The 18,400-nt window shown below is 73.0% G+C and carries 18 protein-coding genes; 14 read left to right on the top strand and 4 right to left on the bottom strand.

Going from position 1 to position 18,400, the window contains the following annotated elements; all coding sequences use genetic code 11:
* Nucleotides 1-38 precede the first annotated feature (38 nt).
* On the bottom strand, nt 39-1,202 hold the full coding sequence (locus tag ACF073_RS20315) for an SAM-dependent methyltransferase (RefSeq protein WP_392071849.1): 1,164 nt from the start codon (nt 1,200-1,202) through the stop codon (nt 39-41).
* Nucleotides 1,203-1,320: 118 nt separating this feature from the next.
* Between ACF073_RS20315 and ACF073_RS20310 the strand changes: the two genes are divergently transcribed.
* Nucleotides 1,321-2,526, top strand: a complete 1,206-nt coding sequence (locus tag ACF073_RS20310; protein ID WP_392071847.1) for a sensor histidine kinase — start codon at nt 1,321-1,323, stop codon at nt 2,524-2,526.
* 78 nt (nt 2,527-2,604) lie between these two features.
* The gene (locus ACF073_RS20305; protein ID WP_392071845.1) at nt 2,605-3,276 is read left to right on the top strand and encodes a response regulator; all 672 of its coding nucleotides are present in this window, start codon (nt 2,605-2,607) and stop codon (nt 3,274-3,276) included.
* Between the two features lie 30 nt (nt 3,277-3,306).
* Here the strand turns inward: ACF073_RS20305 and ACF073_RS20300 are convergent, their stop codons facing one another.
* The gene (locus tag ACF073_RS20300; protein WP_392071843.1) at nt 3,307-4,410 is read right to left on the bottom strand and encodes a DUF5937 family protein; all 1,104 of its coding nucleotides are present in this window, start codon (nt 4,408-4,410) and stop codon (nt 3,307-3,309) included.
* A 185-nt stretch (nt 4,411-4,595) separates the two neighbouring features.
* Here ACF073_RS20300 and ACF073_RS20295 point away from each other — a divergent pair, with 185 nt between their 5' ends.
* Nucleotides 4,596-4,802 (top strand): hypothetical protein, encoded by a 207-nt coding sequence (locus tag ACF073_RS20295; protein WP_392071840.1) that lies wholly within the window; start codon nt 4,596-4,598, stop codon nt 4,800-4,802.
* Here the strand turns inward: ACF073_RS20295 and ACF073_RS20290 are convergent, their stop codons facing one another.
* Nucleotides 4,803-5,960, bottom strand: a complete 1,158-nt coding sequence (locus ACF073_RS20290) for a threonine aldolase family protein (RefSeq protein ID WP_392071838.1) — start codon at nt 5,958-5,960, stop codon at nt 4,803-4,805.
* 182 nt (nt 5,961-6,142) lie between these two features.
* On the opposite strand from ACF073_RS20290, the gene ACF073_RS20285 reads away from it, so the two are divergent.
* The 10 genes from ACF073_RS20285 to ACF073_RS20240 all read left to right on the top strand — a co-directional run bounded on the left by ACF073_RS20285 (nt 6,143) and on the right by ACF073_RS20240 (nt 14,640).
* A complete protein-coding gene (locus ACF073_RS20285; RefSeq protein ID WP_392071836.1) occupies nt 6,143-7,201 on the top strand; it encodes a Rossmann-like and DUF2520 domain-containing protein in 1,059 nt (352 codons plus the stop codon).
* Nucleotides 7,198-8,190, top strand: coding sequence for a pantoate--beta-alanine ligase (gene panC / locus ACF073_RS20280; RefSeq protein ID WP_392071834.1), 993 nt, complete (start codon nt 7,198-7,200; stop codon nt 8,188-8,190). The genes ACF073_RS20285 and panC overlap by 4 nt, the downstream gene beginning before the upstream one ends.
* Nucleotides 8,187-9,884 (top strand): L-aspartate oxidase, encoded by a 1,698-nt coding sequence (locus tag ACF073_RS20275; RefSeq protein WP_392071832.1) that lies wholly within the window; start codon nt 8,187-8,189, stop codon nt 9,882-9,884. Before panC ends, ACF073_RS20275 begins: the two co-directional genes overlap by 4 nt.
* Before the next feature lie 25 nt (nt 9,885-9,909).
* The gene (gene nadC, locus ACF073_RS20270; RefSeq protein WP_392071830.1) at nt 9,910-10,896 is read left to right on the top strand and encodes a carboxylating nicotinate-nucleotide diphosphorylase; all 987 of its coding nucleotides are present in this window, start codon (nt 9,910-9,912) and stop codon (nt 10,894-10,896) included.
* A 4-nt stretch (nt 10,897-10,900) separates the two neighbouring features.
* Nucleotides 10,901-11,698 (top strand): type III pantothenate kinase, encoded by a 798-nt coding sequence (locus tag ACF073_RS20265; protein ID WP_392071828.1) that lies wholly within the window; start codon nt 10,901-10,903, stop codon nt 11,696-11,698.
* A gap of 217 nt (nt 11,699-11,915) precedes the next feature.
* Entirely contained in the window at nt 11,916-12,587 is a 672-nt protein-coding gene (locus tag ACF073_RS20260) for a hypothetical protein (protein ID WP_392072456.1), read from the top strand.
* 131 nt (nt 12,588-12,718) lie between these two features.
* Nucleotides 12,719-12,901: a hypothetical protein gene (locus tag ACF073_RS20255; protein ID WP_392071826.1), complete on the top strand. Its 183-nt coding sequence runs from the start codon at nt 12,719-12,721 to the stop codon at nt 12,899-12,901.
* 234 nt (nt 12,902-13,135) lie between these two features.
* Nucleotides 13,136-13,558, top strand: a complete 423-nt coding sequence (locus tag ACF073_RS20250; protein ID WP_392071825.1) for a BlaI/MecI/CopY family transcriptional regulator — start codon at nt 13,136-13,138, stop codon at nt 13,556-13,558.
* Between the two features lie 9 nt (nt 13,559-13,567).
* Complete coding sequence (locus ACF073_RS20245; RefSeq protein ID WP_392071823.1) at nt 13,568-14,101, top strand: amino-acid N-acetyltransferase; 534 nt, start codon at nt 13,568-13,570, stop codon at nt 14,099-14,101.
* Nucleotides 14,102-14,304: 203 nt separating this feature from the next.
* Nucleotides 14,305-14,640, top strand: coding sequence for an Lsr2 family protein (locus tag ACF073_RS20240; protein ID WP_392071821.1), 336 nt, complete (start codon nt 14,305-14,307; stop codon nt 14,638-14,640).
* Here ACF073_RS20240 and ACF073_RS20235 read toward each other — a convergent pair.
* The gene (locus ACF073_RS20235) at nt 14,619-15,413 is read right to left on the bottom strand and encodes an SCO3374 family protein (RefSeq protein ID WP_392071819.1); all 795 of its coding nucleotides are present in this window, start codon (nt 15,411-15,413) and stop codon (nt 14,619-14,621) included. The two genes, ACF073_RS20240 and ACF073_RS20235, sit on opposite strands and share 22 nt — an antisense overlap.
* Nucleotides 15,414-15,867: 454 nt before the next feature.
* Between ACF073_RS20235 and ACF073_RS20230 the strand changes: the two genes are divergently transcribed.
* A complete protein-coding gene (locus tag ACF073_RS20230; RefSeq protein ID WP_392071817.1) occupies nt 15,868-18,393 on the top strand; it encodes an ATP-dependent Clp protease ATP-binding subunit in 2,526 nt (841 codons plus the stop codon).
* The last annotated feature ends 7 nt before the right edge of the window (nt 18,394-18,400 follow it).

The following is an 18,400-nucleotide window of genomic DNA, read 5'->3' as shown; positions in this document are numbered from 1 at the left end:
GCCCCGCGGGTACGGCTAACCCGCCCCGCCGGTACGGCTCACCGGCCGGGCGGGTCGTGCGGCCCCGGTTCCCCGTGCCTCCGGTCCGGCTCCAGGGGGTCCGGGACGCCGACGGGCTGGAGGAGCCAGCCGAAGTCGCCGAGGCCGCCCGCCGCCGTCAGCTCGGCTGCCTCGCCGGCGCCCGCGAGGGCGCGGACGTAGGCGGTGGGGTCCGTGGAGGCGAGCGCGAGCGGGGGGCGTGCGCCGGTGATATCCAGGGCGTGCAGAGCGGCGCGTTGGGTAAGGAGGCGCGCAGGGGGAAGCGCACGCGCCGCGTCGTCGGCTCCCTGCGCCCTGTCCGAGGGCGCGTGGGGCCGCGCAGGCCCCCCGGCTGTGCGCGTGCGCGCCGCCGCCGTGCCCGGCGCCGCCGCGCACGCGTCCAGCGCGACATGCGCCGTGATGTCGCACGACCCGTCCGGCACGGGCCTCGTCTCCCGCCCCTCCCGGAAGCCGGTGAGCGTCCCGTACGGGGGGCGTGCGTCCACGGTGTGCGCGTAGTCCACGGCCACCGCAAGCCCCCGCACCAGCCGGGCCACGGCCGAGGCCCAGGCGCGGTCCCGGGGCAGCCCGATCTCCGCCCGCGCCCCCTCCTCGGCGGGCAGCGGCCACCAGCGGGCGAGCCAGTCGGCGTCCGCGCCCGCCACGGGCTCCCCGAGCCGCTCGGAACCGTCCTCCGCGACGAGCACCAGCCGGGGCACGCCCGCGCAGTCCACCTCCACGACGTCCACCGGGACGTTGTCCAGCCACTCGTTGGCGAACAGCAGTCCGCTGACCGTGTCCGGGACCGCGTCCAGCCAGATGATCCGTTCGTCCAGGCCGGCCGGGCGGCCGGCGATCTCGACGGCGTACGCACGCGCGCGTGCGGCGACGTCGGCGGGCAGGGCCGCGAGCACGCCACAGACCAGTTCGCCCCGCCCGGCGCCCATGTCGACGAAGTCCAGCACCGCGGGCCGTCCGAGCGCCGCGTCGACCCGGCACAGCAGCCGGGCCACGGCCCGCGCGAACAGCGGGGAGGCGTGCACGGAGGTGCGGAAGTGACCGGCCGGGCCCTCCGGGCGCCGGTAGAAGCCGCCGGGTCCGTACAGCGCCTTCCGTGCCGCCGCGCGCCAGGGGCGTGGGCCGGATTTCCCGCCGAATCCCCCCGCTGTCGTCTCATCCGTCACCGGGACAGACTAGGCGCACAGATGATCACGGCCTCCACCTTGCGGAGTACGTGCGCCGGGCGCGGATCGGCCCTTCGGTTGACCCCTGCACGCATCCGGCTTCCCTACGCTGGGTTACGTGCAGCGCCTCTACGACTTCCTCCGCCGCCACCCGACATGGGTCGACACCTTCTGGGCCGTCGTCCTGTTCGGGCTGTCCGGGCTGAGCGTGGTCAATCTGGAAGGGGTGCCAGGCCACCACGGGTCGGTCGGCGCGGGGATGGCCGTGTCCGCCGTCCTCTGCGCCGTCGTGGCGCTGCGCCGCCGTTACCCGGAGCCGATGCTGCTGGTGGCTCTTGTCACCGGCCTCGCCCAGCTGGTCCTGGACGTAGAGACGACCATCGCCGACTTCGCCATGCTGGTGATCACCTACACCGTCGCGACGGTGGGCGCGCGCTGGTCCTCCCGGCTCGCCCTCGCCGTCAGCCTCTGCGCGGCGGCCGCGGCCCAGATCCGCTGGCCGGAGGAGCAGATCAGCTTCGCGAGGCAGGTCGCCGTGGCGGTCTTCCAGACCGTGCCCTTCGCCCTCGCCTGGGTCCTCGGCGACTCGATGCGCACCCGGCGGGCCTACTTCGCCCAGCTGGAGGAGCGCGCGGCCCGGCTGGAGAAGGAGCGCGAGGCGCAGGCGAAGGTCGCGGTCGCCGCCGAGCGCGCCCGGATCGCGCGCGAGCTGCACGACGTCGTCGCGCACAACGTGTCGGTGATGGTGGTCCAGGCCGACGGCGCCGCCTACGTCATGGACGCCGCGCCCGACCAGGCGAGGAAGGCCCTGGAGACGATCTCCTCCACCGGCCGCCAGGCCCTGGCCGAGATGCGCCGCCTGCTGGGCGTGCTGCGCACCGGCGAGCACCAGGAGACCGGGGAGTACGTCCCGCAGCCCGATGTCGAGCAGATCGACGACCTGGTCGAGCAGTGCCGCGGCTCCGGCCTCCCGGTCGACTTCAAGGTCGAGGGCACCCCGCGTCCGCTGCCCAGCGGCGTGGAGCTGACCGCGTACCGGATCGTGCAGGAAGCCCTCACCAACACGCGCAAGCACGGCGGCCCCGACGCGGGCGCGAGCGTACGGCTGGTCTACTTCGACGACGGACTCGGCCTGCTGGTGGAGGACGACGGCAAGGGCGCCCCGCACGAGCTGTACGAGGAGGGCGGCGCGGACGGGCGGGGACACGGCCTGATCGGCATGCGCGAGCGGGTCGGCATGGTCGGCGGCACCCTGGACGCCGGGCCGCGCCCGGGCGGAGGATTCCGCATCAGCGCCCTGCTGCCCCTCAAACCCGCACACTGACGCCGCCGCGAGCCCTTCGCCGACACCTGTGACACCGGCCCGGCACCACCGCCGCTCGCCCCGAACGAAAGAGAACCGATGACGATCCGCGTGATGCTCGTCGACGACCAGGTGCTGCTGCGCACCGGGTTCCGGATGGTGCTCGCCGCCCAGCCGGACATGGAGGTCGTCGCGGAGGCGGGCGACGGCGTGGAGGCCCTCCAAGTGCTGCGGTCCACCGCCGTCGACGTCATCCTGATGGACGTCCGGATGCCGAAGCTGGACGGCGTGGAGACCACCCGGCGGATCTGCGCGGAGCCGGACGCCCCGAAGGTGCTCATCCTGACCACGTTCGACCTGGACGAGTACGCCTTCTCCGGGCTGAAGGCCGGCGCCTCCGGTTTCATGCTCAAGGACGTGCCGCCCGGTGAGCTGCTGACGGCCATCCGCGCCGTGCACAGCGGGGACGCGGTCGTGGCGCCCTCCACCACCCGGCGCCTGCTGGACCGCTTCGCGCCGATGCTGCCCTCCGCCGGCAAGGGGCCCCAGCACAAGGAGCTCGAGCGGCTCACCGAGCGGGAGCGCGAGGTGATGGTGCTGGTGGCGCAGGGCCTGTCCAACGGCGAGATCGCGGCCCGGCTGGTGCTGAGCGAGGCGACGGTGAAGACCCATGTCGGCCGCATCCTGACCAAGCTCGGCCTGCGCGACCGCGTGCAGGTGGTCGTGCTGGCCTACGAGACGGGGCTGGTGCGCGCCGGCGGCCACGGCTGACGCGGGTGACGCGGGCCGTACGGGCCCGGCTCAGCGCAGGACGCCCTCGATGAAGTCGCTGCCCAGCCGGGCCACGGCCGCGAGGTCCAGCTGGTGCTGGACGTACCGGCCGCGGCGGCAGTCGGTGATCAGGCCCGCCTTCTTCAGCACCGCAAGGTGCCGGGATATCTCGGGCGCCGACATGCCGTGCGCGTCGGCCAGTTCGCCGGTGGTGTGCGGGGCCCGCGCCAGATGCCGGCACATCCGCATCCGCACCGGGTGGGCCAGTGCCTCCATACGGCGGGTGAGCTGCTCGACGGACGGGGCCTGCGGGCGGGAGCCGCTCGCCGGATAGGTGATCGTGGGCTGCCAGCCGTACCGGCGCAGGACGTGGACGTGCGGCCAGCCGAGGCTGGTCGGCACCAGGACCAGAGCGCCGTCGCCCGTGGCGGCCTGGCCCGTCATCAGCTTGTCGATCCTGATGAGCGCGGCCTCCTCGTCGAGCGAGACGGCCCCGGACAGGGACGCGAGGGCCTCGGCGAGCCCCTTGCGGCGCAGCAGGTCGGTCTTGTGCCGGGCGTCGGCGGCGAGCTGGGGCTGGAGTCTGGCCCAGGTGTCGGCGAAGAACGCCTCGTCGCAGGCGAGCATCAGCTCCCGGAACCACGCGCGGACGGCCGGCGGATCCTCCAGCAGCCGCCGCGTGAACCGCTCCTGTACGGTGCCGCGCGCGGCGGCCAGCTCCAGGGCGCGGCGGCGCAGCTCGGGATCGGTCAGCGGGACGGACTCCTGCGAGTCGTAGCGCAGCTGGCAGGTGAACTCCAGGGCGGCGCTGACGAACTGCTCGTCCGTCAGCTTGTCCAGCTGGTCCAGCTCCTCCCCGAGCGTGGCGCCGGGGAGTTCGCGGCCGCCGGGGAGGGCCGCGAACGGGGAGAAGACGTCCGAGAACGTCGTACGCCACAGGAAGTCCGCCTCGCACAGCCGGTCGGCCAGGCAGGGGTCGAGGCGGGAGGAGACGGCGGTCACCCAGCCCTGGAGGCCGGGGTGGTGTCCGGGGTCGCCGAGAACGTGCAGGGCCATCCCCAGCTCCGCCAGCGGCGAGGGCACGACACGGACCCGCTCGACCGGCAGTCCGGTGATGTCGATCGTCACGCTCATGCCCTCCATCCTGCACCCGCCCACTGACAGCGCCCGCGCCGATTGACGGCCGCCGTCAATCCACGGGACACCCGCCCCGGGCCGGGAGCAGGCTGGAGGCACCCGGGCAGCCGCGGAGCCCGAACGGTCACCGAGCGGTCGGTGACCAGCCCACGTCCCGAGAACTTCCGAGAAGGCGATCCGCCATGAGCATCACCCAGCAGTACCTCCTCGACAGCCACCGCGCCCGGGCGCTCGGCGAGCCCGTGCCGCCCGCGCCCGGCCGGCACGACGTCCGCGTGCTGCGCGAACTGCGCGACCACCGGCGCTTCAGCGCGGTCGTCGCCGAGCGCCCGGCACGGGGGCGCGTGCGGTACGCCCTGCGCCGGTGGCTGAGCCCGCGCGCGCTGTGATCACGGCGCGGGCAGGCGGGACACGAAGTCGGCGACGGCCGCGCGTACGTCGTCCGGCGTCCACTCCAGGGCCGCCGCGCCGACCGTGACCTCCGTCCGGGCCAGGCCGGGACCGCCGCGGTCCCAGGCGTTCCCGAACAGCAGCACCGAGGTCTCCTCCGCCTGCCGCACCGCGGCCTCGGCCGCCGTCTCGGGGTCGTACGGCAGCCAGACCTGGAACTCATGGGTGTGCGGCGCCTCCGGGTGGACGCGGGCCCAGGGCAGGCCGGCCGCCGCGAACCCCTCGCGCAGCGCCGCGGCGACCACGCGCGCGTGCCGCACGTACCCGGGCAGCCGGGGCAGCTCCCGCTCCAGTCCCGCGAGCGCCGACAGCACGGTCGGGAACTGCTGGAAGACCGTCCCGCCGTACCGGTGCCGCCAGGTCTTCGCCTCCTCGACCAGCGTGCCGGGGCCGGCCAGCGCGGCGCCGCCGAAGCCGCCGAGGGACTTGTAGAACGACACGTAGACGGAGTCGGCGAGGCCGGCGATCTCGTCCAGCGGGCGGCCGAAGTGGACGGTGGACTCCCACAGGCGGGCGCCGTCGAAGTGCACCACCGCGTCGCGCTCCCGCGCCGCCTCGACGACCTCGGTCAGCTCCTCCCACGAGGGCAGCACGAAACCGGCGTCCCGGAGCGGCAGTTCCAGCATCAGCGTGCCGAACGGCTCGGGGAAGTCGCGTATCTCGGCGGCCGTGGGCAGTCTCGGGTCACTGCTCACCCGTACCGGACGCAAGCCGCTGACCTGGCTGAAGGCCTGCCGTTCATGCACCTCGGGGTGGGCGAGGGCGTGCAGGGCGACCGTGGGGTCACCGGTGCGGCCCGCCCAGCAGCGCAGCGCCACCTGCTGGGCCATCGTGCCGGTCGGGAAGAACGCGGCGGCCTCCGTGCCGAGCAGGGCGGCGACGCGCTCCTCCAGGGCGGCCACGACCCGGTCGCCGTAGACGTCCGCCGGCTCGTCCAGGTCGTGGACCTCGGACGCCGTCTGCGCCAGCCAGTCGAGGCGTTCGCGGAGCGTGCCGCGGAAGGCGTGACGCGCCAGGGTGCGCCGGGCCCGGCGGCAGGCGCTCGCCCGCCGTTCGCGCACCGATGGTCCCTCGTCCTGTTCAGCCGTGTCGGTCATGCCGTGGATGATGCCGTGCCCGTACCGCGCGGGCACCAGGGTTTCCCGTCGTGGGCCCACCGAGCCGGCGTGTAATGACCCACAGCCTGTGGACGACCGGTGGGCGCCGGACCGGATAGCGTTAACATGACGAGAAATCGTCCGGTACCCAGAGCGGACTGGAACGGGAAGGCCACCGTCGCGTGAGTACAGTCCACCAGCCAGACCTCAAGGACCGCCCCGCGCGGCTCACCGTCGGCGTCGTCGGCGCCGGTCGTGTGGGCCCCGCGCTGGCCGCGTCCCTCCAGCTCGCCGGGCACCGCCCGGTGGCCGTCTCCGGTGTCTCCGACGCCTCCCGCAGGCGGGCCGGGGCCATGCTCCCGGACGTCCCGCTGGTGCCGCCCGCCGAGGTGCTCCAGCGCGCCGACCTGGTGCTGCTCACGGTCCCCGACGACGCCCTGCCGGGCCTGGTCGCCGGGCTCGCCGAGACCGGCGCGGTGCGGCCGGGACAGCTGCTCGTGCACACCTCGGGGCGGTACGGCGCCCGGGTCCTCGACCCGGCCCTGCGCGCGGGCGCGCTGCCGCTGGCCCTGCACCCGGCGATGACGTTCACCGGCACGCCCGTGGACGTCCAGCGCCTCGCGGGCTGCTCCTTCGGCGTCACCGCGCCCGAGGAGCTACGGCTGGCCGCCGAGGCCCTGGTGATCGAGATGGGCGGCGAGCCCGAGTGGATCAGCGAGGAGAACCGCCCGCTCTACCACGCGGCCCTCGCTCTCGGCGCCAACCACCTGGTGACCCTGGTCGCCCAGTCCATGGAGCTGCTGCGCACGGCGGGCGTGACGGCGCCCGACCGGATGCTCGGCCCGCTGCTCGGCGCCGCCCTGGACAACGCGCTGCGCTCCGGCGACGCGGCCCTGACCGGGCCGGTCGCGCGCGGGGACGCCGGCACGGTCGCCGCGCACGTCACCGAGTTGCGCAGGCACGCCCCGCAGACCGTCGCGGGCTACCTGGCGATGGCCCGCGCGACCGCCGACCGCGCGCTCGCCCACGGTCTGCTCAAGCCGGAACTGGCCGAGGACCTCCTCGGGGTACTCGCCGACGGGAGCCGCACCGGCGGCGGAACCGCTGAGACGGACGGCCGCACCGACGGCCGCACCGACGGCACCGGCACGGACGACACCGGCCGCACGGACGACACCGGCCGCACGGACGGCACCGAGGGCACCGACGGCACGACCGGCACCGAGGGGAACGACCGATGACCACCGCCCTGCTGAGCACCGCCGACGAGCTGCACGCGCGCGTGCGCCGAGGCCGCCGCGCCGTCGTGATGACCATGGGCGCCCTGCACGAGGGCCACGCGACCCTCATCCGCGGCGCCCGCGAGATCGCGGGCCCGGACGGCGAGGTCGTCGTCACGGTCTTCGTCAACCCGCTGCAGTTCGGCGCGGGGGAGGACCTCGACCGCTACCCGCGCACCCTGGACGCCGACATGAAGCTCGCCGAGCAGGCGGGCGCGGACGCCGTGTTCGCGCCCTCCGTCGACGAGGTCTACCCGGGCGGCGCACCCCAGGTGCGCGTCTCCGCCGGGCCCATGGGGGAGCGCCTGGAGGGTGCCGCGCGGCCCGGCCACTTCGACGGCATGCTCACCGTCGTCGCCAAGCTGCTGCACCTGACCCGTCCCGACGCCGCCCTGTTCGGGCAGAAGGACGCCCAGCAGCTGGCCCTGATCCGGCGCATGGTGCGGGATCTGAACTTCGGCGTCGAGATCGTCGCCGTACCGACCGTCCGCGAGGAGGACGGGCTCGCCCTGTCCAGCCGCAACCGCTACCTCTCGGCCGAGGAGCGCCGCACCGCGCTCGCGCTGTCCCGCGCGCTGTTCGCCGGCCGGGACCGGCACGCGGCACAGGAGGCGCTGCGCGCGCGGGCCCGCGAAGTGCCCTCCACGCACGCGCGTGCCGAGGCGCTGAGCGCCATAGGGGAGTCCCGCGCGGCGGCCGACGCGCACGCGGTGGCCACCGCCGTGCCCGGCGCCGCCGCGGCCGTCCGGGCCGCGGCCCGGACGGCCCTGGACGAGGCCGCCCGCTTCGACCCGCCGCTCCGTCTCGACTACCTCGCGCTGGTCGACCCCGCCGACTTCGCCGAGATCGATGACGACTTCACCGGCGAGGCCGTCCTCGCCGTCGCCGCCCGGGTCGGCGCGACCCGGCTGATCGACAATCTGCCCCTCACCTTCGGAGCCGCCTCGTGACCAGCACAGGCATACGACTGCACGCGCCCGCCCCCGGCTGGGCCATCTCCGCCGACGTGGTCGTCGTCGGGTCCGGCGTGGCCGGCCTGACCGCCGCCCTGCGCTGCGAGGCCGCGGGCCTCACCACGGTCGTGGTCACCAAGGCCCGGCTGGACGACGGCTCCACCCGCTGGGCGCAGGGCGGCGTCGCCGCCGCCCTCGGCGAGGGGGACACCCCCGAACAGCACCTCGAGGACACCCTGGTGGCCGGCGCGGGCCTGTGCGACGAGGAGGCCGTACGGATCCTGGTCACCGAGGGCCCCGACGCGGTAAGGCGGCTCATCGACACCGGCGCGCACTTCGACGAGTCCGCCGAGGGACGGCTGGAACTCACCCGCGAGGGCGGCCACCACCGCCGCCGGATCGCGCACGCCGGCGGGGACGCGACGGGCGCGGAGATCTCCCGGGCGCTCGTCGAGGCCGTACGCGCGCGCGGGCTGCGCACGATCGAGAACGCGCTGGTGCTGGACCTGCTGACGGACGCCGGGGGCCGTACGGCCGGGGTCACCCTGCACGTGATGGGCGAGGGCCAGCACGACGGCGTGGGCGCCGTGCACGCCCCCGCGGTGGTCCTCGCCACCGGCGGCATGGGCCAGGTGTTCTCCGCGACCACCAACCCCTCCGTCTCCACCGGCGACGGCGTGGCGCTGGCGCTGCGCGCGGGCGCGGAGGTCAGCGACCTGGAGTTCGTGCAGTTCCACCCGACCGTGCTGTTCCTCGGCCCGGACGCCGAGGGCCAGCAGCCGCTGGTCTCGGAGGCGGTGCGCGGCGAGGGCGCCCATCTGGTCGACGGCGACGGCGTGCGCTTCATGGTCGGGCAGCACGAGCTGGCCGAGCTGGCGCCGCGGGACATCGTCGCCAAGGGCATCATGCGGCGGATGCAGGAGCTGGACGCCGAGCACATGTTCCTCGACGCCCGGCACTTCGGCGCCGACATGTGGGCGCACCGCTTCCCGACCATCCTGGCCGCCTGCCGGGCCAACGGCATCGACCCGGTCACCGAGCCCATCCCGATAGCCCCGGCCGCCCACTACGCCTCCGGAGGCGTCCGCACGGACGCCCGGGGCCGGACCACCGTGCCCGGCCTGTACGCGTGCGGCGAGGTCGCCTGCACCGGCGTGCACGGCGCCAACCGGCTCGCCTCCAACTCGCTCCTCGAAGGGCTCGTCTACGCCGAGCGGATCGTCGCCGACCTCACCGAGGCCCGCGCCGAGGACGCCCTGCCCGCGCGCGTGCCCGCGCCCGTCCTGCACCCGGACCGGCCCGCCCACCCGCTGCTCGCCCCCGAGACCCGGTTCGCCATCCAGCGGATCATGACCGAGGGCGCGGGCGTGCTGCGCTCCGAGGAGTCCCTCGCCAAGGCCGCGGACCAGCTCCAGAAGCTGCACACCGAGGCCCGGGACGCGCTGCGGGAGGACGGGAAGACCGCCGAGCCCGGCGTGGACACCTGGGAGGCGACGAACCTCCTGTGCGTGGCCCGGGTCCTGGTCGCCGCCGCCCGGCTGCGCGAGGAGACCCGCGGCTGCCACTGGCGCGAGGACCGCGCCGAGCGCGACGACGCCCACTGGCGGCGCCACATCGTCGTACGGCTCAATCCGGACCGGTCGCTGGCCGTACGCACCACCGACACCGCAGACTTCCCCCCTACCCGGTAACCAGCGCCCAGGAGCAGTGACAGACGTGAGCACCGACGACCTTCCTCTCGCCCCCAGCGGCGGCTGCGGCGACGGCTGCGGCTGCGGCGCCGGGGCCGACGAGGAGACCATGGACTACGCGGAGTGCGGCCTCGACCCCGCCCTCGCCGAACTGCTGGCCGCCGCCGGACTCGACCCGATCGAGGTCGAGGACATCGCCAACGTCGCCATCCAGGAGGACCTGGCCGGCGGCGCGGACGTGACGACCGTCGCGACCATCCCCGAGGACGCGGTGGCCACCGCCGACTTCACCGCGCGCGAGGCGGGCGTCGTGGCCGGCCTGCGGGTCGCCGAGGCCGTGCTCTCCGTGGTCTGCACGGACGAGTTCGAGGTCGAGCGGCATGTGGAGGACGGCGACCGGGTCGAGGCCGGGCAGCAGCTGCTCTCGGTCACCACGCGCACCCGTGACCTGCTGACCGCCGAGCGCAGCGCGCTGAACCTGCTGTGCCGGCTGTCCGGCATCGCGACGGCCACGCGCGCGTGGGCGGACGCGCTGGAGGGCACCGGGGCGCGCGTGCGGGACACCCGCAAGACGACCCCGGGCCTCAGGTCCCTGGAGAAGTTCGCCGTCCGGTGCGGCGGGGGCGTCAACCACCGCATGTCGCTGTCCGACGCGGCCCTGGTGAAGGACAACCACGTGGTGGCCGCCGGCGGCGTGGCGCAGGCCTTCAAGGCCGTACGGGAGGCCTTCCCGGACGTGCCGATCGAGGTCGAGGTCGACACCCTGCACCAGCTGCGCGAGGTCGTGGACGCGGGCGCCGATCTGATCCTGCTGGACAACTTCACGCCCGGGGAGTGCGAGGAGGCCGTCGGCATCGTCGGCGGCCGGGCGCTGCTGGAGGCGTCCGGACGGCTGACGCTCGCCACCGCGCGCGCGTACGCCGGCACCGGCGTGGACTTCCTGGCCGTCGGCGCGCTCACCCACTCCTCGCCGATCCTGGACATCGGCCTGGACCTGCGCGAGGCGGAGTAACGCCATGCTCCTCACGATCGACGTCGGCAACACGCACACCGTCCTCGGCCTGTTCGACGGCGAGGACATCGTCGAGCACTGGCGCATCTCCACGGACGCCCGCCGCACGGCGGACGAGCTCGCGGTGCTGCTCCACGGGCTGATGGGCATGCACCCGCTGCTCGGCGAGGACCTGGGCGACGGCATCGACGGCATCGCGATCTGCGCGACCGTCCCGTCGGTGCTGCACGAACTGCGTGAGGTCACCCGGCGGTACTACGGCGACGTGCCCGCCGTGCTGGTCGAGCCGGGCGTGAAGACGGGCGTGCCGATCCAGTTCGACAACCCCAAGGAGGTCGGCGCCGACCGCATCATCAACGCGGTCGCGGCGAACGAGCTGTACGGCGGCCCGGCGATCGTCGTCGACTTCGGCACGGCGACCACCTTCGACGCGGTCTCCGCGCGCGGGGAGTACGTCGGCGGGGTCATCGCCCCCGGCATCGAGATCTCGGTGGAGGCCCTCGGGATCAGGGCGGCGCAGCTGCGGAAGATCGAGGTGGCCCGGCCGCGGAACGTGATCGGCAAGAACACCGTCGAGGCCATGCAGTCGGGCGTCGTGTACGGCTTCGCCGGGCAGGTCGACGGCGTGGTGACCCGGATGGCCCGGGAGCTGGCCGACGACCCCGAGGACGTCACGGTGATCGCCACGGGCGGCCTGGCGCCGGTGGTGCTGGGCGAGTCCTCGGTGATCGACGAGCACCAGCCGTGGCTGACCCTGATCGGGCTGCGCCTGGTCTACGAGCGGAACGTGTCACGGCTGTGAGGGACGGCCGGTGCCCGCGCGGGCACCGGCCCCCCTGCGCCCTCTGGCGAGGGGGATCGCCGCCCCGTGACCCCCGCCCCTGCGCGGCCCTGACCCCGTGACCCCGGATGAGGGAAACGCGGAGCGACACGCAGCGAAACGCCATCCCCATTCGTCACTTTTGTCCGATTAGCGGTAGCGTCGCCGCATGCCCACGCCATACGGATCCCGCGGCGGCATGGCGTTCGGCACGGAGGAGCTGCGTGTGCTCCGCCGCGCCCTCGCTCTCGCCCTCCACCCCGGCCATGTCTCCGCCGAGGACGTGCAGGACTGCTTCCGGCTCGCCGAGTCGCTCGACGAGGCGCTGGCCGAGGGGGCCAGGCTGCGCGCCTTCCTGGTGGCCGATCTGGGCCGGTACCGGGCTGCCCTGCCGGGCACGGCCGCCGGTTACCTCGCTCTTCTGGAGGAGGCGCTCGGGACGGGGCACCGGCCGGAGCCCGACGACCTCGCCGCGCTCCGGGCGCTGCGCGGGAACGCCGCGGCGGCGGCGCTGCTCGACCGCTGCCAGGCGCTGGCCGAGCAGGACGTGCGGGCCCGGTTCGCGCAGGGCGGGCGCGCGGTCCCGGCGCCCGCCGTACCGCCCGCGAGGACGCGCCTGCTGACCCTCGCGGGCGGCGCGGGGGAGGTCGGGGTCCGCCAGGGCGAGGGGGCGGGCGAAGAGCCGCCCAAGGCCCCGCAGCGGCCCGCGCAGAAGCCGGGGCAGAAGCCGGCGCCCGGCCCCGCAGGCCCGCCCGCGCGGGAACCCGCCGCACCGAAACGGCCCATCCCCACGCCGGGGGAGGTCTTCCCGCGCCGCAAGCCCGCGCCGCCCGCCGAGTCCGCCGACTCCCGGCAGCTGGCCGCCGGCTGACGTCCCGCCCCGCCGCCGGGGGCCGAGGGGCGAGGCGGTCTGTCCGCCGGGCGGGCGATCTCCGGCCGCGGCCGGGGGCGAGGAGCGCCCCCCGCCCCGTCCGCCCGTTCCCCCGTGGCTACTCTGGAGCCATGGACTACGTCTCCGCGCTGGTGCCCCCCATCGTCATGGCCGTGTTCTTCATCGGCCTGGTCCGGGTGATCGTGAAGACCCAGGGCGGCGCCGCCAAGGCCAAGGAGGACGCGGCCGTCGACGCCGCCCTCGCGCGCGTGGAGAGCGCCGGCAAGCCGGCCTCCACCGTCGGCGACGCCTGAGCGGTCCCCCACCCCTCGCCCCGCGGGCCGGCCGCCCGCCGGGCTTCGGCATGCCCCGGCCCGCCTCCGGTGCCCGGAGTACGACGCCCTTCCCGCCCGCGGGCGCTTTCCGAGCCGTACGCCCTTTTTGTTCGCATCTGTAGCCATAGCGCACGTCCGGCACGCCATTGCCGGGATCTCCCACTATTGTTCTGAGCTGTGCCTCGCCCATTGGGAGAACTCGAAGACGCAGTCATGACGCGGGTCTGGAAGTGGAACCGCCCGGTGACCGTTCGGGAAGTCCTGGAAGACCTGCAGCAGGAACGCTCCATCGCGTACACCACCGTGATGACCGTTTTGGACAATCTCCATCAGAAGGGCTGGGTGCGCCGCGAGGCGGAAGGCCGGGCCTATCGATATGAGGCCGTGTCGACACGGGCGGCGTACGCGGCGGCCCTGATGAACGACGCCTGGTCGCAGAGTGACAACCCCGCCGCCGCTCTCGTCGCCTTCTTCGGCATGATGAGCGAGGAACAGCGGGAGGCCCTCAGGGACGCGGTGCGCATCGTCCAGAGGCCGGAAGAAACCCAGGAAGCTCCACAAGCGCGGCAACAGGAACCGCCGGAAGCACGCCAAGAGGAGAACCCCGGCTCGGCGGAGGACGCCGCCGGGCGATAGCGTCCGCTCATGTCAGCAGAGCGTCCCGAAGTCTCCGCAAAAGCCATCACCGTCCGGCGGGCCAGGACCAGCGATGTCCCCGTGGTGCGCCGCCTCCTCGACGCCTACGTCCGTGACCGGATCCTGCTCGACAAAGCCAACGTCATGCTTTACGAGGACATCCAGGAGTTCTGGGTCGCGGAACGCGACGACAACGCCGAGGTGGTCGGCTGCGGTGCGCTGCACGTCATGTGGGAGGACCTCGCGGAAGTCCGCACTCTGGCGGTGAAGCCCGGTCTCAAGGGCGCCGGGGTCGGACATCAGTTGCTGGAGAAGTTGCTCCAGACCGCGCGCTGGCTCGGTGTTCGGCGCGTTTTCTGCCTCACCTTCGAAGTGGACTTCTTCGGGAAGCACGGCTTCGTGGAGATCGGGGAGACACCGGTCGACACTGATGTGTACGCGGAGCTGTTGCGTTCCTATGACGAGGGTGTCGCCGAGTTCCTCGGTCTCGAACGAGTGAAGCCGAACACCTTGGGCAACAGCCGGATGCTTCTGCATCTGTGATCGTCATTGCCCCGGTGCCCTATGTCCGAAACGCGCATGTTTCCGGACGCGGGCGGGCCGCTGCCGCACTCCCGAGGGTTTGTGTTTTTCCGGCAAAAGCGGTTTGCTTTCCGACGTACTGCAGTACTGCATATAACAGGGGCGGCGAAACGGCGGACGCCGCACACCCCTGACCCTCAACGTTATCGATGAAAGGAAATGCGGTGGCACAGAAGGTTCAGGTCCTTCTTGTCGACGACCTCGACGGCGGCGAGGCGGACGAGACGGTGACGTTCGCGCTGGACGGCAAGACGTACGAGATCGATCTCACGACCGGCAATGCGGACAAGCTGCGCACGCTTCTTGATCCCTATGTGAAGGGCGGACGCCGTACCGGCGGCCGTGCCTCCGGTGGACGTGGAAAGGCGCGTGCCGCGGTCGGCGGCAACCAGGACACCGCGGCGATCCGCGCGTGGGCGAAGGAGAACGGTTTCGAGGTCAACGACCGCGGCCGTGTTCCCGCGTCCATCCGCGAGGCCTACGAGAAGGCCAACGGCTGATTCCGCCGGCCGGCGGGATGTCCGGCGCACGCGCGCCGCAGCCGGACCCGGTGACACTGCGCTGCCACCGTGTCCACCAGTCGTACGAGATCGGGGGCGCTCCCCTCGCGCCCCACGCCCGGCATGGCCGGCAGCGAGGCTTCGGCCTCGGCGCCGGGACGAGGGGGCCGCAGCCACACGGCGGCCCCCTGCGCGGACCCGGCCCGCGGACATTCGGCGAGCGGGAACGGGGCCGGCGGGGATTCGCTACGCGGGGAATCGACCCGCCGGGAATCGGTCCGCGGAGATTCCGCCCGCGGCGAATCTGGCGGAGATTCGATCCGCAGGGATTCTGGCCGCACGGATTCCCGCCCCCCGGATCCGGGCCGCACGGCGACGACGCCAGCCGGCGGCACAGGCGCTTCCAGCAGGTCGCCCGCCCCGAGGACCCGCAGGTCCAGGGGTACGGGGCCCCATTCCAGCCAGTCCAGCAGCCCGGGCAGTTCCTCCGCGCCGCCGACGGCCACCAGCAGCTCCATCCGGTCGCCCCGCAGGGCCACCGGAGAGCCCGGCGCGAGATGCCGGAGCGCCTCGGCGCCCGCCTCGGCCGGTACGTCCAGCACGTCGAAGCGCACCCCCGTGAGCAGCCGGAGCGGCCCTGCGGGCACTGTCGGCCAGCCCAGATCGTTCTCGTACCAGTGCCGGGCCCGGGCGTCGGGGCCGGCGGACGGATCGAGCCCGGCCGGAGCGCCCGAGTCGAACGGCCGGCGGGGAAGGGGGGCCGTGGAAGTCATGGAGACCGAGACCGAGCCGACCATGCCAAGTGCAACCCCCAAAGGCCCCTTCAGGTTACGCTGGGTGCCTCTACAGCTGCGCAGAGTGCCGTATGAGGGGGCGTGCGGGGGTCCGGAGGGGCGCGAGGTTGTTCGCCCATAGCGGAGGGAACCGGTGCGCGCCGCATGGAGTGTCCGTCCCTGCGGGTAAGACATGCCTAGTGGGAGGGGGCGACGCGCAGGACGGGACGTCTCACGTTCGCCATCGGCGTACTGGCGACTGGGGTAACTGCCTGGCCTGCGGGAACATCGTCTCGCACCATCGGGTTGGAGCAGATGTCGGCGTTCGGGGTCAGGAGGCCATCGACGGTGTCGGCAGTTGGAATGAGCGGTCCCCGCTTGCGGGACTAAGCTGCGGAAGGACAGGGAGGGGAAGTTCCCCCCACTGCCTGACCGCTCTGAGGAGCGATTAACGATGTTCGAGAGGTTCACCGACCGCGCGCGGCGGGTTGTCGTCCTGGCTCAGGAAGAAGCCCGGATGCTCAACCACAACTACATCGGCACCGAGCACATCCTCCTGGGTCTCATCCACGAGGGCGAAGGTGTCGCCGCTAAGGCCCTGGAGAGCCTCGGCATTTCGCTTGAGGCGGTCCGCCAGCAGGTGGAGGAGATCATCGGTCAGGGCCAGCAGGCCCCGTCCGGCCACATCCCCTTCACCCCCCGTGCCAAGAAGGTCCTGGAGCTCTCGCTCCGCGAGGCCCTTCAGCTGGGCCACAACTACATCGGCACGGAGCACATCCTGCTCGGCCTGATCCGTGAGGGCGAGGGCGTCGCCGCCCAGGTCCTGGTCAAGCTGGGCGCAGACCTCAACCGGGTGCGGCAGCAGGTCATCCAGCTGCTCTCCGGTTACCAGGGCAAGGAGACCGCCACCGCCGGCGGCCCGGCCGAGGGCACGCCCTCGACCTCTCTCGTCCTGGACCAGTTCGGCCGGAACCTCACCCAGGCCGCTCGTGAGTCCAAGCTCGACCCGGTCATCGGGCGCGAGAAGGAGATCGAGCGGGTCATGCAGGTGCTGTCCCGCCGCACCAAGAACAACCCGGTGCTGATCGGTGAGCCCGGCGTCGGCAAGACCGCCGTCGTCGAGGGCCTCGCCCAGGCCATCGTCAAGGGCGAGGTGCCCGAGACCCTCAAGGACAAGCACCTCTACACGCTGGACCTCGGCGCCCTGGTCGCCGGCTCCCGCTACCGCGGTGACTTCGAGGAGCGCCTGAAGAAGGTCCTCAAGGAGATCCGCACCCGCGGCGACATCATCCTGTTCATCGACGAGCTGCACACGCTGGTCGGTGCGGGTGCCGCCGAGGGCGCCATCGACGCGGCCTCCATCCTGAAGCCGATGCTGGCCCGCGGCGAGCTGCAGACCATCGGTGCGACCACGCTGGACGAGTACCGCAAGCACCTGGAGAAGGACGCGGCCCTGGAGCGCCGTTTCCAGCCCATCCAGGTCGCCGAGCCGTCCCTGCCGCACACGATCGAGATCCTCAAGGGCCTGCGCGACCGCTACGAGGCGCACCACCGCGTGTCCATCACGGACGAGGCGCTGGTCCAGGCCGCCACCCTGGCCGACCGGTACATCTCGGACCGCTTCCTGCCGGACAAGGCGATCGACCTGATCGACGAGGCCGGTTCCCGGATGCGCATCCGCCGGATGACCGCTCCGCCGGACCTGCGCGAGTTCGACGAGAAGATCGCCGGTGTCCGCCGGGACAAGGAGTCCGCGATCGACTCGCAGGACTTCGAGAAGGCCGCCTCCCTGCGCGACAAGGAGAAGCAGCTCCTCGCCGGGAAGGCCAAGCGGGAGAAGGAGTGGAAGGCCGGCGACATGGACGTCGTCGCCGAGGTCGACGGCGAGCTGATCGCCGAGGTCCTCGCCACCGCCACCGGCATCCCGGTCTTCAAGCTGACCGAGGAGGAGTCCAGCCGCCTGCTCCGCATGGAGGACGAGCTCCACAAGCGGGTCATCGGCCAGGTCGACGCCGTCAAGGCGCTGTCCAAGGCGATCCGCCGTACGCGCGCCGGTCTGAAGGACCCCAAGCGTCCCGGTGGTTCGTTCATCTTCGCCGGCCCGTCCGGTGTCGGTAAGACCGAGCTGTCCAAGGCGCTCGCCGAGTTCCTCTTCGGCGACGAGGACGCGCTGATCTCCCTCGACATGTCGGAGTTCAGCGAGAAGCACACGGTCTCGCGCCTCTTCGGTTCGCCCCCCGGTTACGTGGGCTACGAAGAGGGCGGCCAGCTGACCGAGAAGGTCCGCCGCAAGCCGTTCTCCGTCGTCCTCTTCGACGAGGTCGAGAAGGCCCACCCGGACATCTTCAACTCGCTGCTGCAGATCCTGGAGGACGGTCGCCTGACCGACTCCCAGGGCCGGGTCGTGGACTTCAAGAACACGGTCATCATCATGACGACCAACCTCGGCACCCGGGACATCTCCAAGGGCTTCAACCTGGGCTTCGCCGCCTCCGGCGACACGAAGACCAACTACGAGCGCATGAAGAACAAGGTCTCGGACGAGCTGAAGCAGCACTTCCGGCCCGAGTTCCTCAACCGCGTCGACGACGTGGTCGTCTTCCCGCAGCTGACCCAGGCGGACATCCTGCGGATCGTCGACCTGATGGTCGGCAAGGTGGACGAGCGCCTGAAGGACCGGGACATGGGCATCGAGCTCTCCCAGTCCGCCAAGGAGCTGCTGTCGAAGAAGGGCTACGACCCCGTGCTGGGTGCCCGGCCGCTGCGCCGCACCATCCAGCGCGAGATCGAGGACACCCTCTCGGAGAAGATCCTCTTCGGCGAGCTGCGCCCCGGCCACATCGTGGTCGTGGACACCGAGGGCGAGGGCGACACCGCCACCTTCACCTTCCGGGGTGAGGAGAAGTCGGCGCTGCCCGACGTCCCGCCGATCGAGCAGGCCGCCGGCGGGGCCGGACCCAACCTGAGCAAGGACGCGTAAGCGTTCG

The organism is Streptomyces sp. NPDC015171 (genome assembly GCF_043079545.1).
GTDB lineage: Bacteria > Actinomycetota > Actinomycetes > Streptomycetales > Streptomycetaceae > Streptomyces.
This window is presented reverse-complemented; position numbering and strand designations above follow the sequence as displayed.